This window comes from Arthrobacter luteolus NBRC 107841 (assembly GCF_001552075.1).
Classification (GTDB): domain Bacteria; phylum Actinomycetota; class Actinomycetes; order Actinomycetales; family Micrococcaceae; genus Arthrobacter_B; species Arthrobacter_B luteolus.
In genome coordinates this window covers 343,162-359,821 of sequence record NZ_BCQM01000001.1, presented here as the reverse complement: position 1 = coordinate 359,821, position 16,660 = coordinate 343,162, and the positions used below count along the sequence as shown (strand labels likewise).

At 67.3% G+C, this 16,660-nt stretch carries 17 protein-coding genes; 15 read left to right on the top strand and 2 right to left on the bottom strand.

Features of this window, described 5'->3' with window-relative positions:
* Nucleotides 1–55 precede the first annotated feature (55 nt).
* The 9 genes from AL3_RS01620 (at nt 56) to AL3_RS01580 (ending at nt 8,670) form a co-directional block, all read left to right on the top strand.
* Complete coding sequence (locus AL3_RS01620; RefSeq protein WP_083521414.1) at nt 56–835, top strand: hypothetical protein; 780 nt, start codon at nt 56–58, stop codon at nt 833–835.
* A 9-nt stretch (nt 836–844) separates the two neighbouring features.
* A complete protein-coding gene (locus AL3_RS01615) occupies nt 845–2,149 on the top strand; it encodes a phosphotransferase family protein (protein WP_066295793.1) in 1,305 nt (434 codons plus the stop codon).
* Nucleotides 2,150–2,252: 103 nt separating this feature from the next.
* The gene (locus AL3_RS01610; protein ID WP_066295791.1) at nt 2,253–3,167 is read left to right on the top strand and encodes an N-acetylglucosamine kinase; all 915 of its coding nucleotides are present in this window, start codon (nt 2,253–2,255) and stop codon (nt 3,165–3,167) included.
* A complete protein-coding gene (locus tag AL3_RS01605) occupies nt 3,164–3,649 on the top strand; it encodes an NUDIX domain-containing protein (protein WP_066295789.1) in 486 nt (161 codons plus the stop codon). Before AL3_RS01610 ends, AL3_RS01605 begins: the two co-directional genes overlap by 4 nt.
* 156 nt (nt 3,650–3,805) lie before the next feature.
* Nucleotides 3,806–4,927 (top strand): ABC transporter ATP-binding protein, encoded by a 1,122-nt coding sequence (locus AL3_RS01600; protein ID WP_066295788.1) that lies wholly within the window; start codon nt 3,806–3,808, stop codon nt 4,925–4,927.
* Between the two features lies 1 nt (nt 4,928).
* A complete protein-coding gene (locus AL3_RS01595) occupies nt 4,929–5,624 on the top strand; it encodes an ABC transporter permease (protein ID WP_066295787.1) in 696 nt (231 codons plus the stop codon).
* Nucleotides 5,621–6,373, top strand: a complete 753-nt coding sequence (locus AL3_RS01590) for an ABC transporter permease (RefSeq protein ID WP_174522104.1) — start codon at nt 5,621–5,623, stop codon at nt 6,371–6,373. The genes AL3_RS01595 and AL3_RS01590 overlap by 4 nt, the downstream gene beginning before the upstream one ends.
* Nucleotides 6,370–7,338, top strand: coding sequence for an ABC transporter substrate-binding protein (locus tag AL3_RS01585; protein ID WP_066295786.1), 969 nt, complete (start codon nt 6,370–6,372; stop codon nt 7,336–7,338). Before AL3_RS01590 ends, AL3_RS01585 begins: the two co-directional genes overlap by 4 nt.
* 114 nt (nt 7,339–7,452) lie before the next feature.
* Complete coding sequence (locus AL3_RS01580) at nt 7,453–8,670, top strand: pyridoxal phosphate-dependent aminotransferase (protein ID WP_066295785.1); 1,218 nt, start codon at nt 7,453–7,455, stop codon at nt 8,668–8,670.
* A 16-nt stretch (nt 8,671–8,686) separates the two neighbouring features.
* Here AL3_RS01580 and AL3_RS01575 read toward each other — a convergent pair whose 3' ends face one another.
* Nucleotides 8,687–8,920: an exodeoxyribonuclease VII small subunit gene (locus AL3_RS01575; protein WP_066295784.1), complete on the bottom strand. Its 234-nt coding sequence runs from the start codon at nt 8,918–8,920 to the stop codon at nt 8,687–8,689.
* 47 nt (nt 8,921–8,967) lie between these two features.
* Nucleotides 8,968–10,248, bottom strand: coding sequence for an exodeoxyribonuclease VII large subunit (xseA, locus tag AL3_RS01570; RefSeq protein WP_066295782.1), 1,281 nt, complete (start codon nt 10,246–10,248; stop codon nt 8,968–8,970).
* Nucleotides 10,249–10,430: 182 nt separating this feature from the next.
* On the opposite strand from xseA, the gene AL3_RS01565 reads away from it, so the two are divergent.
* From AL3_RS01565 to AL3_RS01540, 6 genes are all read left to right on the top strand, one after another.
* On the top strand, nt 10,431–11,255 hold the full coding sequence (locus tag AL3_RS01565; RefSeq protein WP_066295780.1) for a hypothetical protein: 825 nt from the start codon (nt 10,431–10,433) through the stop codon (nt 11,253–11,255).
* Nucleotides 11,256–11,312: 57 nt separating this feature from the next.
* Complete coding sequence (locus tag AL3_RS01560) at nt 11,313–12,392, top strand: 4-hydroxy-3-methylbut-2-enyl diphosphate reductase (protein ID WP_066295779.1); 1,080 nt, start codon at nt 11,313–11,315, stop codon at nt 12,390–12,392.
* 128 nt (nt 12,393–12,520) lie between these two features.
* Nucleotides 12,521–13,606 (top strand): redox-regulated ATPase YchF, encoded by a 1,086-nt coding sequence (ychF, locus tag AL3_RS01555; RefSeq protein ID WP_066295777.1) that lies wholly within the window; start codon nt 12,521–12,523, stop codon nt 13,604–13,606.
* A 207-nt stretch (nt 13,607–13,813) separates the two neighbouring features.
* Nucleotides 13,814–14,953, top strand: a complete 1,140-nt coding sequence (locus AL3_RS01550; RefSeq protein WP_066295775.1) for a M24 family metallopeptidase — start codon at nt 13,814–13,816, stop codon at nt 14,951–14,953.
* 109 nt (nt 14,954–15,062) lie between these two features.
* On the top strand, nt 15,063–15,914 hold the full coding sequence (locus tag AL3_RS01545; protein WP_083521358.1) for a hypothetical protein: 852 nt from the start codon (nt 15,063–15,065) through the stop codon (nt 15,912–15,914).
* A 103-nt stretch (nt 15,915–16,017) separates the two neighbouring features.
* On the top strand, nt 16,018–16,572 hold the full coding sequence (locus AL3_RS01540) for a putative immunity protein (protein ID WP_205054082.1): 555 nt from the start codon (nt 16,018–16,020) through the stop codon (nt 16,570–16,572).
* Nucleotides 16,573–16,660 lie beyond the last annotated feature (88 nt).

Sequence of the window (16,660 nt, the reverse complement as noted above, 5' to 3'; positions counted from 1 at the left end):
CGGTGCAGTCAGCAGCGCCGCCAACGAACCGGACCCAAGTTCTCAGGGGAACATCATGTACAACACCAGCACCGGCGTCCAGCCGCCGCACGGGCCGGGGCGCCCCCAGCCGGGGGCAGACCGCGGTTCTGGTGATACGCCTGCCCGGTCCGCCGCAGCCGCTGCGCCGCTGCGCATCCGGTACGACCGCCTGGTGCTGGCCGGACTGGGGCTGCTCTTCCTTGCCGGAATCCTTGCAGGCGGGGCGGCAGCGCTCCTGGGGATGGTGTCTGGTTGGCTGCCAGCAGCAGCTGCCCTCGGCACGATCACTGTTTTCGCGGCACTACGTAATCTTGCCGTCCGCGACCGCCGGGTACGCCGGGCGCGCCGTGCAGCGGCACTGGCAGACCGTGCAGCGCAGCCTGCTGCGGCTGCGCCCATCCGGTCCAACCCGCGGGCCGACGTCGTTTTCGATGCTTCCCCTCCGGTTGCCGCGGAGTCCGGAGCCGCGGCTGCTGCAGCCGCGCCGCCCGTCCGGCCGTCCGCCCCGGCTCCGAAGCCGCTGCCGCGCCTGACCGCAGGAGAACTCCGCGCAGCGGCCCTGGCCGAAGCGGCCAAGAGTGCCGAAGCATCGTCCTGGGAGCCCGTTGACGTTCCCAAACCGACCTATGTGGATGCGCCCATGGCACCGCGTCCGGCACCGAAGCCCCTGGCCGCTCCCGCAGCGCCCAAGCCCGTGTTGAAAACGCCGATCCGTCCGGTCGCAGCACCGGCTGCCGGCAGCACCCCCATCGATCCCCGGCCGGCCACCGGTATTTTGAACCTGGACGACGTCCTGCAGCGGCGCCGGGCCTAACCGGGCCGAATGCCGCCGTACCCGCGGCGCGGACGCGGCGGCGGCGAACGCTCCCGTCCGGGACTCTCCGCCGGTGCCGCACACCGTTCCCTGCTGGAGGGCACGAAAATGGCTGTGCCGCTGGCGCAGCTGCTGACGCCGCGGCACCTCATCCTGGACTCCTGGACGCACGAGCGGACCTTCCACCGGCCCGGAGCCGGCGTCAGCTGCCTGTACGGGGTACAGGCACTCGACCGGGCGGGCCGCATCGTGAGGCTCTATGCAGGCGCCACCACAGCTGACCTCGGCAGCACGGACCAGGGCACCCTGCAGACCTCTGTGGCCGGGATCCGGCTAAGCGTGTGGCTGCACCCTCATGATCCGCTGCTTCCCGCGCTGCCCTGGGCACTGTCACCCGGTGACGTTGCCCGGGATGTTTTTGGCCAACCAGACGCTGAGGCCCAGACAGTCCTGAGCCTCTCCGCATACCGGCCGCTGCGCCGGGCCGTGGTGCGGGCCGTATCCGGGGAGAACACTGCCTACCTGAAAATCCTGCTTCCGGGCCACGCGGAGGAACTGCGCCGCCGGCACCGGCTGCTGGCCGGGACAGGGATTCCCGCGGCCGCAGTGACCGGCACCCGCCAGCCCGCCGATTCCCGGGCGGACAGCGCCGTGGTGCTCTCCGCCCTGACCGGGGAGCCCCTGCTGCCCGGGCTGCGGACCGGAACACACGGCCTGGTCCCGGAAGACCTGACCCGGCTCCTGGACCTGCTCCCGGACGACGCCCTGGCCCTGGATCCACGCCCTGCCTGGGCGGAGCGGGCCCGCGCCTACGGCCACGCAGCGGCCGTCATCCTGCCGCAGGAAGCCGGCCGGATCAGGGGCATGGCACAGACAATCGAGAAGTACGTCCGCGGCCTGGAGCCCGGACCCACCGTCCCCGTGCACGGGGACTTTTATGAGGGGAACCTCCTGGCAGCCGGCGGACGCATCACCGGCCTGCTCGACGTCGACGGTCTGGGCCCCGGTCACCGCGTTGATGATCTCGCCTGCTTCCTGGGCCACCTGGCTGTCCTGGCGGAACTCTCCCCGGACTCTGCGCTGCCAGGGGAGCTGCAGGTGTTCCATGCGGCATTCCAGGATTTTGCCTCCGCGGCCGGAAGTTCACCGGCTGCCTTGGACGCGCGGGCGGCCGGAGTTGCCCTGAGCCTGGTGCCGGGAGCCCGGGCGGGGAGCCTGAGCCGCACCGGGAACGCCCTGGCGCGTCTGCGGGCCGCGGAAACGCTGCTGGCACAAGCGGTCACCGGCGGCGGCGGAAAAGCTCTGTGGGTATGACGGATGCCCACAGGCGGCTCTATCCGCCGCCGATCCGCCGATCCGCGGCGGAAATGGCTGCCGCCTATCCGGACCGGGCGGTAAGGCTGCGTAGGCTGAAGGCATGCAACTGAGCTCCAAACCCCGCCCACGGGGTGAACAGACCGCCGTCGGCCTGGATATCGGCGGAACAAAAACACACGGCATCCGGCTGCAGGGCAGCGAGGTCGTGGCAGAAGCCGTCAGCGGCAGCGCCAACGTGCAGAACGTTTCCCGCGAGCAGGCACGGCAGCACCTGGCCGAGATTTTTGCGGCCCTGGGAACCCGGGACGTGTCCCGGGTGGTCGCAGGCTCCGGGGGAGTGGACACGGAAGAGGACGCCGCAGCGCTGCGTGCCCTGATCCACGAACACGTTCCGGACGCCGAGGTGAGCGTAGTGCATGACACCCGGCTCATCCTGGCCGCGGGCGAGGCTCCCGCCGGCATTGGCCTGATCGCGGGCACCGGCTCCGTCGCCTGGGGAATGGACCCCTCCGGTGCCCAGGCGCGTTCCGGGGGCTGGGGCTACCTCCTCGGCGACGAAGGCAGCGCCTACTGGATCGGCCGCGAGGCGGTCCGCCACACCCTGCGCCTGCACGACCTTGGCCAGGAACCCGACCGCCTGGCAGCCGAACTGCTGCTGGCCGTCGGCGTGGAGTCTCCGGAGCTGCTCATCGCCCGTTTCCACGCTGACACCGGACGGCGCTACTGGGCTTCCATGGCGCGGGTTGTGTTCGAGGCTGCGGAGGAAGGACATGCTCCCAGCCGGAGCATCGTCGCCACCGCGGCGCGGGATCTCGCCGGACTGGTCGGCGACGTTGCCGCCCAGCTGAATATCCGGGGTCCCGTAGTGATCGGCGGCGGCATCGGCGTCCACCAGCCGCTGCTGCAGGACCTCCTCGAGGCAGGGCTTTCCGCCCGGGGACTCGCGGATATCCGCTTCCTCACCCAGGACCCGGTTTTCGGCGTCCGCTACCTGCTCGGCGGTGAAGCCGCATGAGCGGAGCCAAAGAACCGTTCGACGTCCGGGTCGGCGCGTACGCCGTGGTTATCCAGGACGAGGCGATCCTGCTGGCGCACTGGCACCAACACGGTAACTCCGCGTGGACCCTTCCGGGCGGCGGACTCGAATTCGGAGAAGACGCACCCACCGCCGCTGTGCGTGAGGTGCTGGAGGAAACCGGGTACACGGTGGAACTGGACGGCCTGCTGGGGGTGGACAGCCACTTCATTCCGCCGGCGAAAAGGATGCACGGGGAAGGCCGCATGCTCCACGCGCTCCGGGTCATCTACCGGGCCAGCATTACCGGTGGAACACTGGTCAGTGAACAGGCCGGGAGCACGGATGAAGCGGCCTGGTTCCCGCTGGCCGAGGTGGCCGGGCTGGAGCGTGTTGGACTGGTTGACGCGGCCCTTGAGCTGCTCCGGACCGCTCCCGGCCAAGGGACGGCGCCGCTTCGCCCGTGGCGTAACACTCCCTAGCGCTGGACTCAGGGGCGCGGTTACACATAGCGTAATTCCACGGCTTGTCAGCATACTGCCGATTTCCCGCCGTATGTGCACCAGCCGAAACCAACCACGGAGGCCATCATGTCCCTGCCGGATGCCCCTACGCCCCAGCCGGGTGCTGGACAGCCCATGATCAGTTTCAGCGGCGTCACCAAGTCCTATCCGGACGCTGACTCGCCCGCCGTGGACAATCTCTCCCTCGACATCGACAAGGGCGCCATCACCGTCTTCGTCGGGCCCTCCGGCTGCGGGAAAACCACCTCGCTGCGCATGATCAACCGCATGGTGGAGCCGACGTCCGGAACCATCCTGGTGGACGGCCGGGACGCGGCCAGCATCCCCTCCTCCGACCTGCGCCGGTCCATGGGGTACGTGATGCAGTCCTCCGGGCTGCTCCCGCACCGGACCGTCCTCGACAACATTGCAACGGTTCCGCGGCTGAACGGGGTTTCCAAACGGCAGGCCCGGGCCCGCGCCGCAGAGCTGCTCGACGTCGTGGGCCTGGCCCCGGAGATGGGCAAGCGGTATCCGGCCCAGCTGTCCGGCGGCCAGCAGCAGCGGGTCGGCGTCGCCCGGGCACTGGCCGCGGATCCGCCGGTGCTGCTGATGGATGAGCCGTTCAGTGCCGTGGACCCCGTGGTCCGCGCTGAACTGCAGCAGGAGTTGCTGCGCCTGCAGCGTGACCTGGCCAAGACCATCGTGTTCGTCACCCACGACATCGATGAAGCAACCATCCTCGGAGACAAGGTCGCGGTCTTCGCCGTCGGCGGGCGGCTGGCGCAGTACGACTCCCCGGAGGGTATTCTCCGCGCCCCCGTCGACGACTTCGTTGCCGGTTTTGTGGGCAAGGACCGCGGTTTCCGCCACCTGGGCTTCCAGCCCGGAGACACCATTACCGTTCATCCCGTGCAGACGCTGGACCCGGCCCAGCTCGCGGACCCGGCCGTTCCGGTCCGCGGCGGGTGGGCGCTGGCGGTCGACGACGGCGGCCGGCCCCTGGGCTGGGTGCCCGCCTCCGGGCGTGCGGCCGTTACCGCCCCGGCCGACGTCGTGCCGGGCGGTTCCCTGCACCGGCGCGGGGAAAGCCTGCGCAGCGCACTGGACGCGGCGCTGTCATCTCCGTCGGGAATGGGCGTCGTCGTTGATCCTGACGGCCGGGCGGAAGGCATCGTCCAGGCCGGGGAAATCCTTGAACTGATCGAAAAGGCCCGGCTGCGCCGCGGCATGGCGCTGCACGGTTCGGCGGTCTGACATGGACTGGTTCCTGCAGAACACGGAAATGATCGGGCGCCTCACCGCGCTGCACCTATTCCAGGCCGTGATCCCGCTGGTGCTCGGTGTGCTGATCGCCATTCCGCTGGCCCAGGCCGCGCGGCTGCACCGCGGGCTCGGAGGGTTCATCCTCGGCACGTCCGCCGTGCTCTACACCATTCCGTCCCTGGCCCTGTTCGTCCTGCTGCCCGTCATCCTGGGCACCAAGGTCCTGGACATCACCAACGTGATTGTGGCGCTCACCATTTACGCCGTCGCCCTGCTGGTCAGGTCCACCGTGGACGCCCTGAACTCGGTGGATGACGATGTCCGCCAGGCCGCGGCGGCGATGGGCTACCGGCCGCTGCGCCGCTTCCTCGCCGTCGACCTTCCCCTGTCGCTGCCCGTGCTGTTCGCCGGGCTGCGGGTGATTTCGGTATCCAACATGTCCCTGGTGAGCGTCGGCGCCCTGCTGGGCATAGACAGCCTCGGCCGGCTCTTTATGGACGGTCTCTACCGGAACTTCCCCACCGAGATCGTCGTCGGCATTGTGCTGATTCTGCTGCTTGCGCTGGTGCTGGACCTGGTGCTGGTCCTGAGCCAGCGGCTCCTCACCCCGTGGACCCGGGCCGCCAAGCGGAGCGCTCCCCGGCTGCCGCTGTCCACCCTTGAAGCCAGGACGGCGGGTGCGTCATGAACTACTCCAGCGATAACGTCCTGGTTCAGATGTTTGAGTGGCTCACCTACCCCGCCAACTGGGAAGGGCCCCGCGGGATCCCCGTACGGATCGTGGAGCACCTGGGCTACACGGCACTCGCCGTCGGCATCGCCGCGCTGATCGCCGTTCCGCTGGGCCTGTACATCGGACACACCGGACGGGGGCGCGTGGCCGTTGTCTCCGGCACCGGCATCCTGCGGGCCCTGCCCACCCTGGGCCTGGTGTTCCTCTTTGTGCTGCTCGCCGGAATCGGACTGATGCCGCCCATCTGGGCCCTGGTGCTGCTGGCCATACCTCCGCTGCTCGCCGGCGTCTACGCCGGGATTTCCTCCGTGGACCGCACCATCGTCGACGCGGCACGGGCGATGGGGATGAACGAGTTCCAGATCCTCTTCCGGGTCGAGCTGCCCAACGGCCTGAAGGTCGCCTTCGGCGGTTTCCGGGCAGCCGTCCTGCAGGTCCTGGCCACCGTCTCCGTCGTCGCGTTCATTTCACTTGGCGGACTGGGCGTGTACCTGATCGAAGGAACCCAGCTGCGGGACAACGGACGCCTCTTCGGCGGTGCGCTGCTGATTGCGCTGCTGGCGCTCGCCGTGGATTTGGTGCTGGCGGCCGTCCAGCGCCTTGTACTATCGCCGGGGCTGCGGAACCGCAGTATCCGGAAACCGGCCGCCCCAAGCCGCCGGCAGGCCCAGCCCGCCGTCCTCCAAGAAGGAGCATCATCATGAGCACACGTACCCGTCCGCGCACCAAGGCCGTCCTGACGGGAGCAGCAGGCCTGGCAGCCGCTCTGCTGCTGGCGTCCTGCGGAGCGAATTCAGACCCGCAGGGCGAGGAAAGCAGCACCTCGCCGGCAGCCTCGGGGGAAACCTCGACCCTCGTCGTCGGATCAGCCGACTTCCCCGAATCCCAGATCATCGCGGAAATCTATGCCGGGGCCCTGAACGCCAAGGGCATCGAAGCCAGCACCAAGCCCGGCATCGGTTCCCGCGAGATCTACTACCAGGCCCTCGAAGACGGCTCGGTCCAGATCATCCCGGACTACAGCGGGAACCTCCTGCTGTTTGCCGACACGGAAGCCACCGCTCAGTCGGCGGAAGAGATCATGGATGCCCTGCCGGCCGCGCTCAAGGAAGAATCTCCGGACGCCAACATCGCTGTCCTGGAACCGGCCTCGGCCGAGAGCAAGGACGCCCTGGTGGTCACCCAGGCCACTGCGGAGAAATTCGACCTCACCTCGCTGGAGGACCTGGCCAAGGTCTGCGGCGAGATTACCATCGGTGCGCCCACCACCTTCCAGGAACGGGCCTACGGCCTGCCGGGCCTGGCAGAGAAGTATGGCTGCGAACCGGCCGGGTTCGAAGCGATTAACGACGGCGGCGGTGAGGCAACGCTGCAGGCGCTGCTGACGGACAAGGTCCAGGCGGCGGACATCTACACCACCACGCCGTCGATCGAGGAGAACAGCCTGGTGGTCCTGGAGGACCCGAAGAACAACTTCATCGCCCAGCAGGTTCTGCCCCTGGTCAACCTCGACGCCGTGAACCAGGAAGCGCAGGACGTCCTGAACAGCGTCTCAGCCGTCCTGACCACGGATGACCTGATCGCCCTGAACCAGGCCGTCTCGGGGGACCAGAAGCAGGATCCGAAGGTCGCAGCGGAAGCGTGGCTGAAGGAGAAGGGCCTGGCATAGGTCCTCATGAAATGACAGGCAGCGGCCCGTTTGATTCGTCAAACGCGCGCCGCTGCCTGTCATTTTGGGAAGGCCGCGGCCAGGGTGCCGTGGCCCATATGGCATTCTGAGTAAATGCCAGAATTCACCCAGTCCCACAAGCTCCACAACGTCCTCTATGACATTCGTGGACCGCTGCTTGAACATGCGCAGCGAATGGAAGCCGCCGGCCAGCGGATCCTCAAGCTGAACATCGGCAACCCCGCGCCGTTCGGTTTCGAGGCGCCGGAGGCGATCCTGGTGGACATGATCCGCCATCTGCCTGACGCACAGGGCTACAGCGATTCGCGGGGCATCTTCTCGGCCCGCACCGCCGTCGTGCAGTACTACCAGGGCCGCGGCATCCAGAACATCGACGTGGACGACGTCTACCTGGGCAACGGGGTCAGCGAACTGATCACCCTGTCCCTCCAGGCCCTGCTGAACAACGGGGACGAAATCCTGGTCCCCACTCCGGACTACCCGCTGTGGACAGCATCCGTGTCACTGGCCGGCGGCACCGCCGTGCATTACCTCTGCGATGAGGACAACCACTGGTGGCCGGATGTCGAGGACATGGAGGCCCGGATCACCAACCGGACCAAGGGGATCGTGCTGATCAACCCGAACAACCCCACCGGTGCCGTCTACCCCGAGTACATCCTGCGCCAGATCGTCGACCTCGCGCGCAGGCACGACCTCATCATCTTTGCCGACGAGATCTACGAAAAGATCCTCTACGACGGCGCGGTGCACATCAACGCTGCTGCGATCACCGGGGAGGACGTGCTCTGCCTGACGTTCAGCGGCTTGTCCAAGGCCTACCGCATCGCCGGTTTCCGCAGCGGCTGGATGACCATTTCCGGTCCGAAGCGGGACGCCGCCGACTACATCGAGGGCATCAACCTGCTGGCCAACATGCGCCTCTGCGCCAACGTTCCGGCGCAGCACGCCATCCAGACGGCGCTGGGCGGCTACCAGAGCATCAACGATTTGATCCTGCCCGGCGGCCGGCTCAAGGCCCAGCGGGACCTGGCCCACAAGATGCTCAACGACATCCCCGGTGTCAGCTGCGAAAACGCCGAAGGCGCGCTGTATCTCTTCCCGAAGCTGGACCCCGAGGCTTATCCGATCGAATCGGACGAGATGTTCGCGCTGGACCTGCTCAAGCAGCAGAAGATCCTGGTCTCACACGGCACAGCGTTCAACTGGATCCGGCCGGACCACTTCCGGATGGTGACGCTGCCCGCGCTGGAGGACATCGAGGACGCGGTGTCGCGGCTCGCTGAGTTCCTCAGCACCTACAAGCCGTAGCCTCACCCAGCCGCGTTCACTCCGACGCTTCGCCGCGGGCTGCCCGTGCCGCTTCCAGGCGCGCACGGGCACCCTCGAGCCAGGATTCGCACCGGGTAGCCAGCGCTTCGCCGCGCTCCCACAGGGCCAGGGATTCCTCGAGGCTGGCACCGCCGGCCTCCAGCCGGGTCACTACGGATACCAGCTCGTCGCGGGCCTGCTCGTAGCTCATGGCTTCGACGTCTGCCGGCAGCGCTGCTGCTTCATTCATGCTGTTCTCCTGGTTGCTTTGATGCTGGGTGGGAAGGACTGGAACGTTCAGGCCGGCGGCCGGGGACCGGTCGCCGTGGCGCCGAGTTCACCTGCCGCGACACGGATGCGCAGCGCGGCCCCGGGTTCAACCCCCGCCGCGTCCCGGACCACGGAACCGTCTGTAAGCTGCACGACGGCGTAACCGCGGTCCAGGGTTTTCTGCGGTGAGAGGGAAAGGACCTGCGCCCGCAGATAGGTGATCCGGTCGGCGTCGCGCCGGACTTCGGCGCGCATGGCGGAGAAGGCCCGGTCCCGGAGCCGGCGGATGTCATCGCCGCGGGTAGCGAGCATGGTTTCGGGCGCGGAAAGCACCGGGCGGCTGCGGATGTGCCGCATCCGCTCGGCTTCGCGTCCCAGCGTCAGCTCCATGATGCGGCGCAGCTGCGAGCGTGCAGCGCCGATGCGCGCGAGTTCCTCGCCGACGTCGGGCACAATCCGCTTGGCCGCGTCGGTGGGGGTCGAGGCCCGCAGGTCCGCCACCTCGTCGAGCAGCGGGCGGTCGGCCTCGTGGCCGATGGCACTGACCACCGGGGTTTGGGCGGCCGCCACCGCGCGGACCAGGTCCTCATTGCTGAAGGGCAGCAGATCCTCCAGCGAGCCGCCGCCGCGGGCGATGACGATCACGTCGACTTCCGGCATGGCATCCAGGGCAGCCAGCGCGCGGGTCACCTCGGCTACCGCGTTCACACCCTGCACTGCGACTTCCCGCACCTCGAACTCCACTGCCGGCCAGCGCAGGGCGGCGTTGCGCATCACGTCCTTCATGGCATCGGAGTTGCGGCCGGTAATCAGGCCGATCCGGCCGGGAAGCAGGGGCAGGCGGCGCTTGCGGGCCGCACTGAACAGGCCCTCGGCTGTCAGGGCCTGGCGCAGCCGCTCGATCCGGGCCAGCAGGTCGCCGAGGCCCACCGGACGGATGTCCCGGGTCTGCATGGACAGGCGGCCGGTCTTGACCCAGAAGTCAGGTTTGATGTGCGCCACCACACGTGCACCCCGCTCGAGCGGCAGCTCCAAACGGTTCATCACGGTGCCCCATACCGTCAGGGACAGGGAGATCTCAGCATCGACGTCGCGGAGCGTAATGTATGACGCGCTGGCCCGGCGGTTCAGCTCAATGATCTGGCCCTCGACCCAGGCAGCGGGAGCCCGGTCGATGTAGGCCTTCAGGTTCTTCGAAAGCAGCGCCAGCGGCCAGGGGTTTTCCGGCGAAGTCAGTGCCGCCGTCGGGGCCAGGGCGGTCCCGGCGTCTGCCTCGTCAGGGCCCTGGGGTCCTGTTTCATCCTGCATTCGAACTCCTGGAGGTTTAGCTGCCGGCCGGTGCCCGGGAAGGTACCGGTCCACGGTTAATGTCTATCAGGTACTTAGGACACGGCGGGCCAACGATCCCGGATGGTGGATGCGGCGCCGGTGTTTGGCAGAATTCCAGCAGGGCAGCGAACCGGCGGCCTGCGTATTACGAGTGGAGACAGATGCGAAGCTTTGGTTCAGCGATCCTGGTTCTGGCAGCCGTGCTCTTGGCAGGGACGGCCGCCTGCGGTGCCTGGCTGGCGCAGAATGTGGTGTCCCCGGCAGGCTTCGCCAGCCTCGCCCAGCCGCTGGGGGAGAACCAGGCCTTCCAGGCGCAGCTTTCCGATGCCATCGCGCAGCAGGCGGCCGCAGCCGCGGCGGACGGCCTGCCGGAGGGCATCACCCAGTTCATCGAACCCGTTGTCCAGCAGGCCGTGTCCGGAATCCAGCAGGATCCCGGCTATCCACAGGCCTGGACCGCAACCCTGGAACAGTCACACTCGGCCACGTTTGAATCCGGCATCCCGACCCTGGATATCGGGCCTCTGCTGAACCTGGTCCTCGCCGGCGTCGCAGGGGAAATCGGAACCGACGCGCCGGACGGAGCATCCCGGCCGGTCGCCCTTTCCAACACCGATGTGAGCGGGCAGCTGGAGCGCCTCACCGGTTTTGCGGACGCGTGGCCGATGTTTGCAGCCGCTGCGGTCCTGGCCGCTCTGCTTGGACTGCTGGCCGCCCGCCGCCGCTCCACCACGCTGGCACTCACCGGCGCCGGCGCACTGGGCGTTGGAGTGATCCTGTGGCTGCTCGCCGGAGCTGCCCCCGCCGTTCTGGACCGGTTCTCACCCTCCAACCCGGTCGCTTCCACGTTCATCAGCGCCCTCGGCCCCGAAGCAAGTGCGGACTTCCAATCCTGGCTTGTCCCGCTGATGCTCGGGGCGGCCGCCGTTTTTGTCCTGGGGCTGGTCTTCCGGCTGGCAGCGGGCGCCCGGCGGAGGGTGCGCTGACAGCGTAGGGGCAGCCCCCGGCGCCGGGCCGTCGACGGCACCGGCTAGCATGGTGGTATGACCAGCACAGCCGTTTCCGTGCCGATGCCCACCGTGCCACGCCGCCGCCGCAGCCCCGAAGAGGTTGCCGCGGCTGCCCCCGTTGAGGGCCAGCGCCGGGTACTTCTTGCCGCTCCGCGCGGCTACTGTGCCGGCGTGGACCGAGCGGTCATCGCCGTCGAAAAGGCGCTGGAGGCCTACGGGCCGCCCATCTACGTCCGCAAACAGATCGTCCACAACCTGCACGTGGTCCACACGCTGGAGGAAAAGGGCGCCATCTTCGTCGACGAAACCGACGAAGTTCCGGAAGGCGCACGGCTGATCTTCTCTGCACACGGCGTCTCTCCCGCCGTCGTGCAGTCCGCGAAGGACCGGAACCTGCAGACCATCGATGCCACCTGCCCGCTGGTGACCAAGGTCCACAAAGAGGCAGTGCGTTTTGCCCGGGATGACTTTGACATCCTGCTGATCGGCCACGAGGGCCACGAGGAAGTTGAGGGCACCTACGGCGAGGCCCCCGAGCACACCCAGATTGTGAACGGTCCCGAAGACGTGGACAAAGTGGTGGTCCGTGATCCGGAGAAGGTCATCTGGCTGTCCCAGACCACCCTGAGCGTGGACGAAGCCATGCACACGGTGAATCTGCTGCGCCAGCGGTTCCCCACCCTGCAGGATCCGCCCAGCGACGACATCTGCTATGCCACCTCCAACCGGCAGGCCGCCATCAAGAAGATCGCCCCCGACGCCGATCTGGTGCTGGTGGTTGGTTCGGCGAACTCCTCCAACTCCGTGCGGCTGGTGGAGGTTGCGCTGGAGTACGGGGCGAAGGCCTCCCACCGCGTGGACTTCGCCAACGAGATCGACGAGAGCTGGTTTGAAGGCGTGGCCACCGTCGGTGTGACTTCCGGCGCCTCCGTGCCGGAAAACCTGGTCCAGGACGTCCTGCACCTGCTGGCGGACTACGGCTACGGCGACGTCGAAGAAGTGGTGACCGCGCAGGAGGACATCATCTTCTCCCTGCCCAAGGAAATCCGCGCCACGCTCAAGGCCATGGGGGACACCTCACGCGGCCTGGGCGGACGCCGCAGCAACTCCTAACGAGGCCGCCCCTCCCCGAGACAGCAGGAACGGCACGCAGCAGCGCTGAAACGTGCAGTTTCCGGGGAGGGCCCGCCCGCAGGGCTCCGGTTCGGCTCTGGCGGGCCGTCCCGGTAACATTGGCTAACGTGGCTCTTACTATTGGCATCGTCGGCCTGCCCAACGTCGGCAAATCGACCCTTTTCAACGCGCTGACCCGGAATAACGTGCTGGCAGCGAACTATCCGTTCGCGACGATCGAACCGAATGTCGGCGTCGTCTCCCTGCCCGATCCGCGGCTGGCCAAGCTTGCCGAGATCTTCGGCTCGGCCCGCATCCTGCCGGCCACCGTGTCCTTCGTGGACATCGCCGGCATCGTGAAGGGCGCCTCGGAAGGCGAAGGCCTGGGCAACCAGTTCCTCGCCAACATCCGCGAAGCCGAGGCCATCGCCCAGGTCATCCGCGTCTTTGACGATCCCGACGTTGTGCACGTGGACGGCAAGGTTGATCCGAGCTCCGACATGGAGACCATCAACACCGAACTGATCCTCGCGGACCTCCAGACCCTGGAGAAGGCCATCCCGCGCGTGGAGAAGGAAGTGAAGATCAAGAAGCGCGACGCCGCGCAGCTGGCTGCCATGCAGGCAGCACAGGCTGTGCTGGAGCGCGGCGACACGATCTTCGCCTCCGTGGAGAGCGACAAGCTGGACATGGAGCACCTGCGCGAGCTGAGCCTGCTCACCGCCAAGCCCTTCATTTACGTGTTCAACGTCGACGACGCCGTGCTGGGCAACCCGGCCCGCCAGGAGGAGCTCCGCGCCCTCGTGGCCCCCGCGGACGCCATCTTCCTCGACGCCAAGCTCGAAGCCGACCTGGTGGAGCTGGACGAGGAAGAAGCCCGCGAAATGCTGGAGATGAGCGGCCAGGAGGAATCCGGCCTGGACAAGCTCGCCCGTGTTGGCTTCCACACCCTCGGCCTGCAGACCTACCTGACCGCCGGCCCCAAGGAAACCCGCGCCTGGACCATCCGTAAGGGCGACACCGCCCCGCAGGCTGCCGGCGTCATCCACACCGACTTCCAGCGCGGCTTCATCAAGGCCGAGGTTGTCTCCTTCGACGACCTCGCCGAGGCCGGCTCCATGGCTGAGGCCAAGGCCCGCGGCAAGGTCCGGATCGAAGGCAAGGACTACGTGATGGCCGACGGCGACGTGGTGGAGTTCCGCTTCAACGTCTAGATTCTTTGCTTTGAGGCGTTTCAGATAGCCGCCAGGAACACAGGTTCCTGGCGGCTATCTGCTTTAAGGCATCCCGGTATCGGCACCTGACAGGCAGAACGCCGAAGTCCAGTCATCCGGGCAGCCCGCGGAGCCTTTCCAGAGCTCCAGGGGCGGCAGAGGCGGCGATGGGTTGCCCACCGATGAGCCGCGCACCAGAATGCGGTCATGAGTGATCCCCGCAGCCCCTCCGAACCGGCTCCGTTCACCACCGATGACTTCGCCGAGCGGTTGCGGCGATCAGCCAACGCAGCGCAGGAAGCGGGGCTTGACGGCATCCTGGTCACCCCCGGACCCGACCTGCTGTACCTCACCGGATATGCCCCCGTGGCCATCACCGAACGCATCACCATGCTCGTGATCCCCGTCGACGGGGAACCGGCCATGATCGTTCCGAGGCTGGAGCGGCCGGATGCGGAAGCAGCGCCCGGCGCCTCGATCCTGCGGATCACCGACTGGACCGACGGGAGCGACCCGTACGCGGAATCCGCAGCGCTGATGGCCGGTACGGGGAGATACGCAATCTCCGACTCGGCCTGGGCCATGCACCTCCTCGGCCTGCAGGACCGTCTGCCCAAGTCCTCCTACACCTCGATGACGGCCGCCCTGCCGATGCTTCGGGCAATCAAGGACGACGGCGAGATCGAGCGGCTGGCCGCGGCCGGAGCAGCCGCAGACCAGGCGTACGAGGAGATCGTCACCATGCGGTTCGCCGGCCGCAGCGAGACCGACGTCGGTGCTGATCTCGCTGACCTGCTGCGCCGGTTCGGTCATTCGCAGGTGGACTTCACCGTCGTCGGGTCCGGCCCGAACGGCGCCAACCCGCACCACGAGGTCGGTCCGCGGATCATCGAGGACGGCGACATGGTGGTGCTCGATTTCGGCGGCCTCAAGCACGGCTACGGATCCGACACCACGCGGACCGTGCACGTCGGCGAACCTACAGCCGAGGAGCGCGAAGTCCACGACGTCGTCCGGCACGCTCAGCAGGCCGGGTTCGAAGCCGTGCAGCCAGGCGTCGAGTGCCAGGAGATCGACCGGGTGTCCCGGGCAGTGATCACCGACGCCGGCTACGGCGAGTACTTCATTCACCGCGTAGGGCACGGAATCGGGCTCACGACACACGAGCCGCCCTACATGGTCGAAGGCGAAACCCAGATCCTCCAGCCCGGCATGTGCTTTTCGATCGAGCCCGGAATCTACCTGCCAGGCAGGTTCGGAGTGCGGATCGAGGACATCGCGACCGTAGTTCCCGACGGCGGACGGCGGCTCAACCAGACCTCGCATGAGATGAGAATCGTCCAGTAGCCCCCCGCCGGCGTCGTTCCAGCACATTCCGTGGCCCGTGTACGTCCCGGCACTGACTCGTACGGCGGCTTGAATGTGAACGTGCCTTCATAGCCCTACGCTTGGACCCATGGGGGCATTGCTGAGGAAATTCGATCAGATGAACGTTCGGTACCTGCATGCCGGGATGATCGTCCTGACGCTGGCGCTGTTCACGTGGTTGGCCGGCAATAACCTGCCGAAGGCGTCCGTGTTCCTGGCGGTTGGGGCGGTCTACGCAGCTCTTGTGTATCGCATCGCCTCACAGTCAGTGCGTGCCTTCAACGTGATGTCCTGGACGTTCATCGTGAACTACTGCATGCTCATCTCGATCACCGTCGAAGGTTCCCTTGATATCCCCTCAGCCGGACCGTGGTTTCTCGGGTTCCTGGTCGGCGCGATTGCGGGCGGCTACGTCTGGCTGGGTCCGCGCGCCGGTTCAGCATTCAGGCACAGGCGTCAGCGCATCCCCGAGGCGGACGGCAATTTCACCGGAGGGTGGCGCCTGGCGGTGATCAACGGATTCTGCGCCCTGGTGCTGCTCGGCATCGGCATAGCGCAGCTTCTCCTCCTGTCACCGACGCAGGCGTCGGTTGCCGTCCTTGTTGCCGCGCTGATGGCGGGCTGGGCACTATTCCGCTTCCCGCCGTCGCTGGAAATCAGAAACGGCCTCCTTATCCTGGGCCTGCCCGTTATCTACTTCGTGTTGATCTTCGCCGGTGGTGCAACAGATCAGATAGCGCTTCCCCATGCGTGGGCCTACGGAGCCCTGGTAGGCATTTTGATCGGCGGGAGGTACTGGACCGGACCGCGGATTGGCCAGCCCCGTCCGCCCTTTAACGGTCCACTCCGCCGCCGTCGTAAACGCCGCTCGCGGGCGAGGCAGAAACCGGAGCCAACGCAGAAACCCGAAAAAGCGGCTGCCGGTGTAGTCCATCAGTGACAAGCCGGAGGGGACAGAGGTGGAAGCGTGCCGCGGGCTTGCAAGTACTTTCGGGGTATCCATATGGTTCCCGGCGGTGCCTCCCGTGTGACAGAGTCTGAACGTGGCCTCCCTGCAGACTCTCAGCGACCCGGACCGGCGGATAGCCGCGCGGTGGGCCGTCGAATGCGCCCAACATGTGCTCCCGCTTTTTGAGGCTGATGCGTTGTCGAAAGAGCAGTTGTTTGATGCCCTGGCTCGTGCGGGTGCTTACAGCCGTGGGGAAAGCACCGCTGCCGATGAGATCGGCAAACGCCTGACCGCTGTGAAAGCCGCGGGTGCCGCGACGACTCCTGCTGGTGCTGCGGCCGCCAGATCGGTTGCCCAAGCTGCAGCGGTTGCTCACATGGGCGCCCATGCGCTGGGCGCAGCGGCGTACGCAGCTAAGGCGGTCTCTCTCGACAACCCCGGCCAGCCGGAATTGGTGCAGGAAGAGATCCGCTGGCAGCTGGAGCAGCTGACCGCGAATGAGCAGGCAGTGCTTCGGCTTCTTCCGCCCCTTGGCTCCGACGCCTCCGGACCTCTCGGTGCTGGACTGCTCTCAAGCGGGATCCTGGGCGCTGCCATCCGGGAGATCCAGGTGCAAATCCACCGGGTGCAGCCCGGTTTGCAGGGGTAGAGACCAGGCGTTCGCGGAACCCCGGTCTGGAACGTCGTGGAAGTACGGGGTAACAGTTCATGGGGGCGTCCTACGGGGATGCCATTAT

Bases quoted from the DNA above. Each gene is read 5' to 3' on its own strand.
- AL3_RS01560 (WP_066295779.1), top strand. From the start codon at position 11,313: ATGACCAGCACAGCCGTTTCCGTGCCGATGCCCACCGTGCCACGCCGC.
- xseA (WP_066295782.1), bottom strand. From the start codon at position 10,248: ATGCAGGATGAAACAGGACCCCAGGGCCCTGACGAGGCAGACGCCGGG.
- AL3_RS01580 (WP_066295785.1), top strand. From the start codon at position 7,453: ATGCCAGAATTCACCCAGTCCCACAAGCTCCACAACGTCCTCTATGAC.
- AL3_RS01600 (WP_066295788.1), top strand. From the start codon at position 3,806: ATGATCAGTTTCAGCGGCGTCACCAAGTCCTATCCGGACGCTGACTCG.
- AL3_RS01615 (WP_066295793.1), top strand. From the start codon at position 845: ATGCCGCCGTACCCGCGGCGCGGACGCGGCGGCGGCGAACGCTCCCGT.
- AL3_RS01595 (WP_066295787.1), top strand. From the start codon at position 4,929: ATGGACTGGTTCCTGCAGAACACGGAAATGATCGGGCGCCTCACCGCG.
- AL3_RS01545 (WP_083521358.1), top strand. From the start codon at position 15,063: ATGGGGGCATTGCTGAGGAAATTCGATCAGATGAACGTTCGGTACCTG.
- AL3_RS01575 (WP_066295784.1), bottom strand. From the start codon at position 8,920: ATGAATGAAGCAGCAGCGCTGCCGGCAGACGTCGAAGCCATGAGCTAC.
- AL3_RS01610 (WP_066295791.1), top strand. From the start codon at position 2,253: ATGCAACTGAGCTCCAAACCCCGCCCACGGGGTGAACAGACCGCCGTC.
- AL3_RS01590 (WP_174522104.1), top strand. From the start codon at position 5,621: ATGAACTACTCCAGCGATAACGTCCTGGTTCAGATGTTTGAGTGGCTC.
- AL3_RS01585 (WP_066295786.1), top strand. From the start codon at position 6,370: ATGAGCACACGTACCCGTCCGCGCACCAAGGCCGTCCTGACGGGAGCA.
- AL3_RS01565 (WP_066295780.1), top strand. From the start codon at position 10,431: ATGCGAAGCTTTGGTTCAGCGATCCTGGTTCTGGCAGCCGTGCTCTTG.
- AL3_RS01550 (WP_066295775.1), top strand. From the start codon at position 13,814: ATGAGTGATCCCCGCAGCCCCTCCGAACCGGCTCCGTTCACCACCGAT.
- AL3_RS01605 (WP_066295789.1), top strand. From the start codon at position 3,164: ATGAGCGGAGCCAAAGAACCGTTCGACGTCCGGGTCGGCGCGTACGCC.
- AL3_RS01620 (WP_083521414.1), top strand. From the start codon at position 56: ATGTACAACACCAGCACCGGCGTCCAGCCGCCGCACGGGCCGGGGCGC.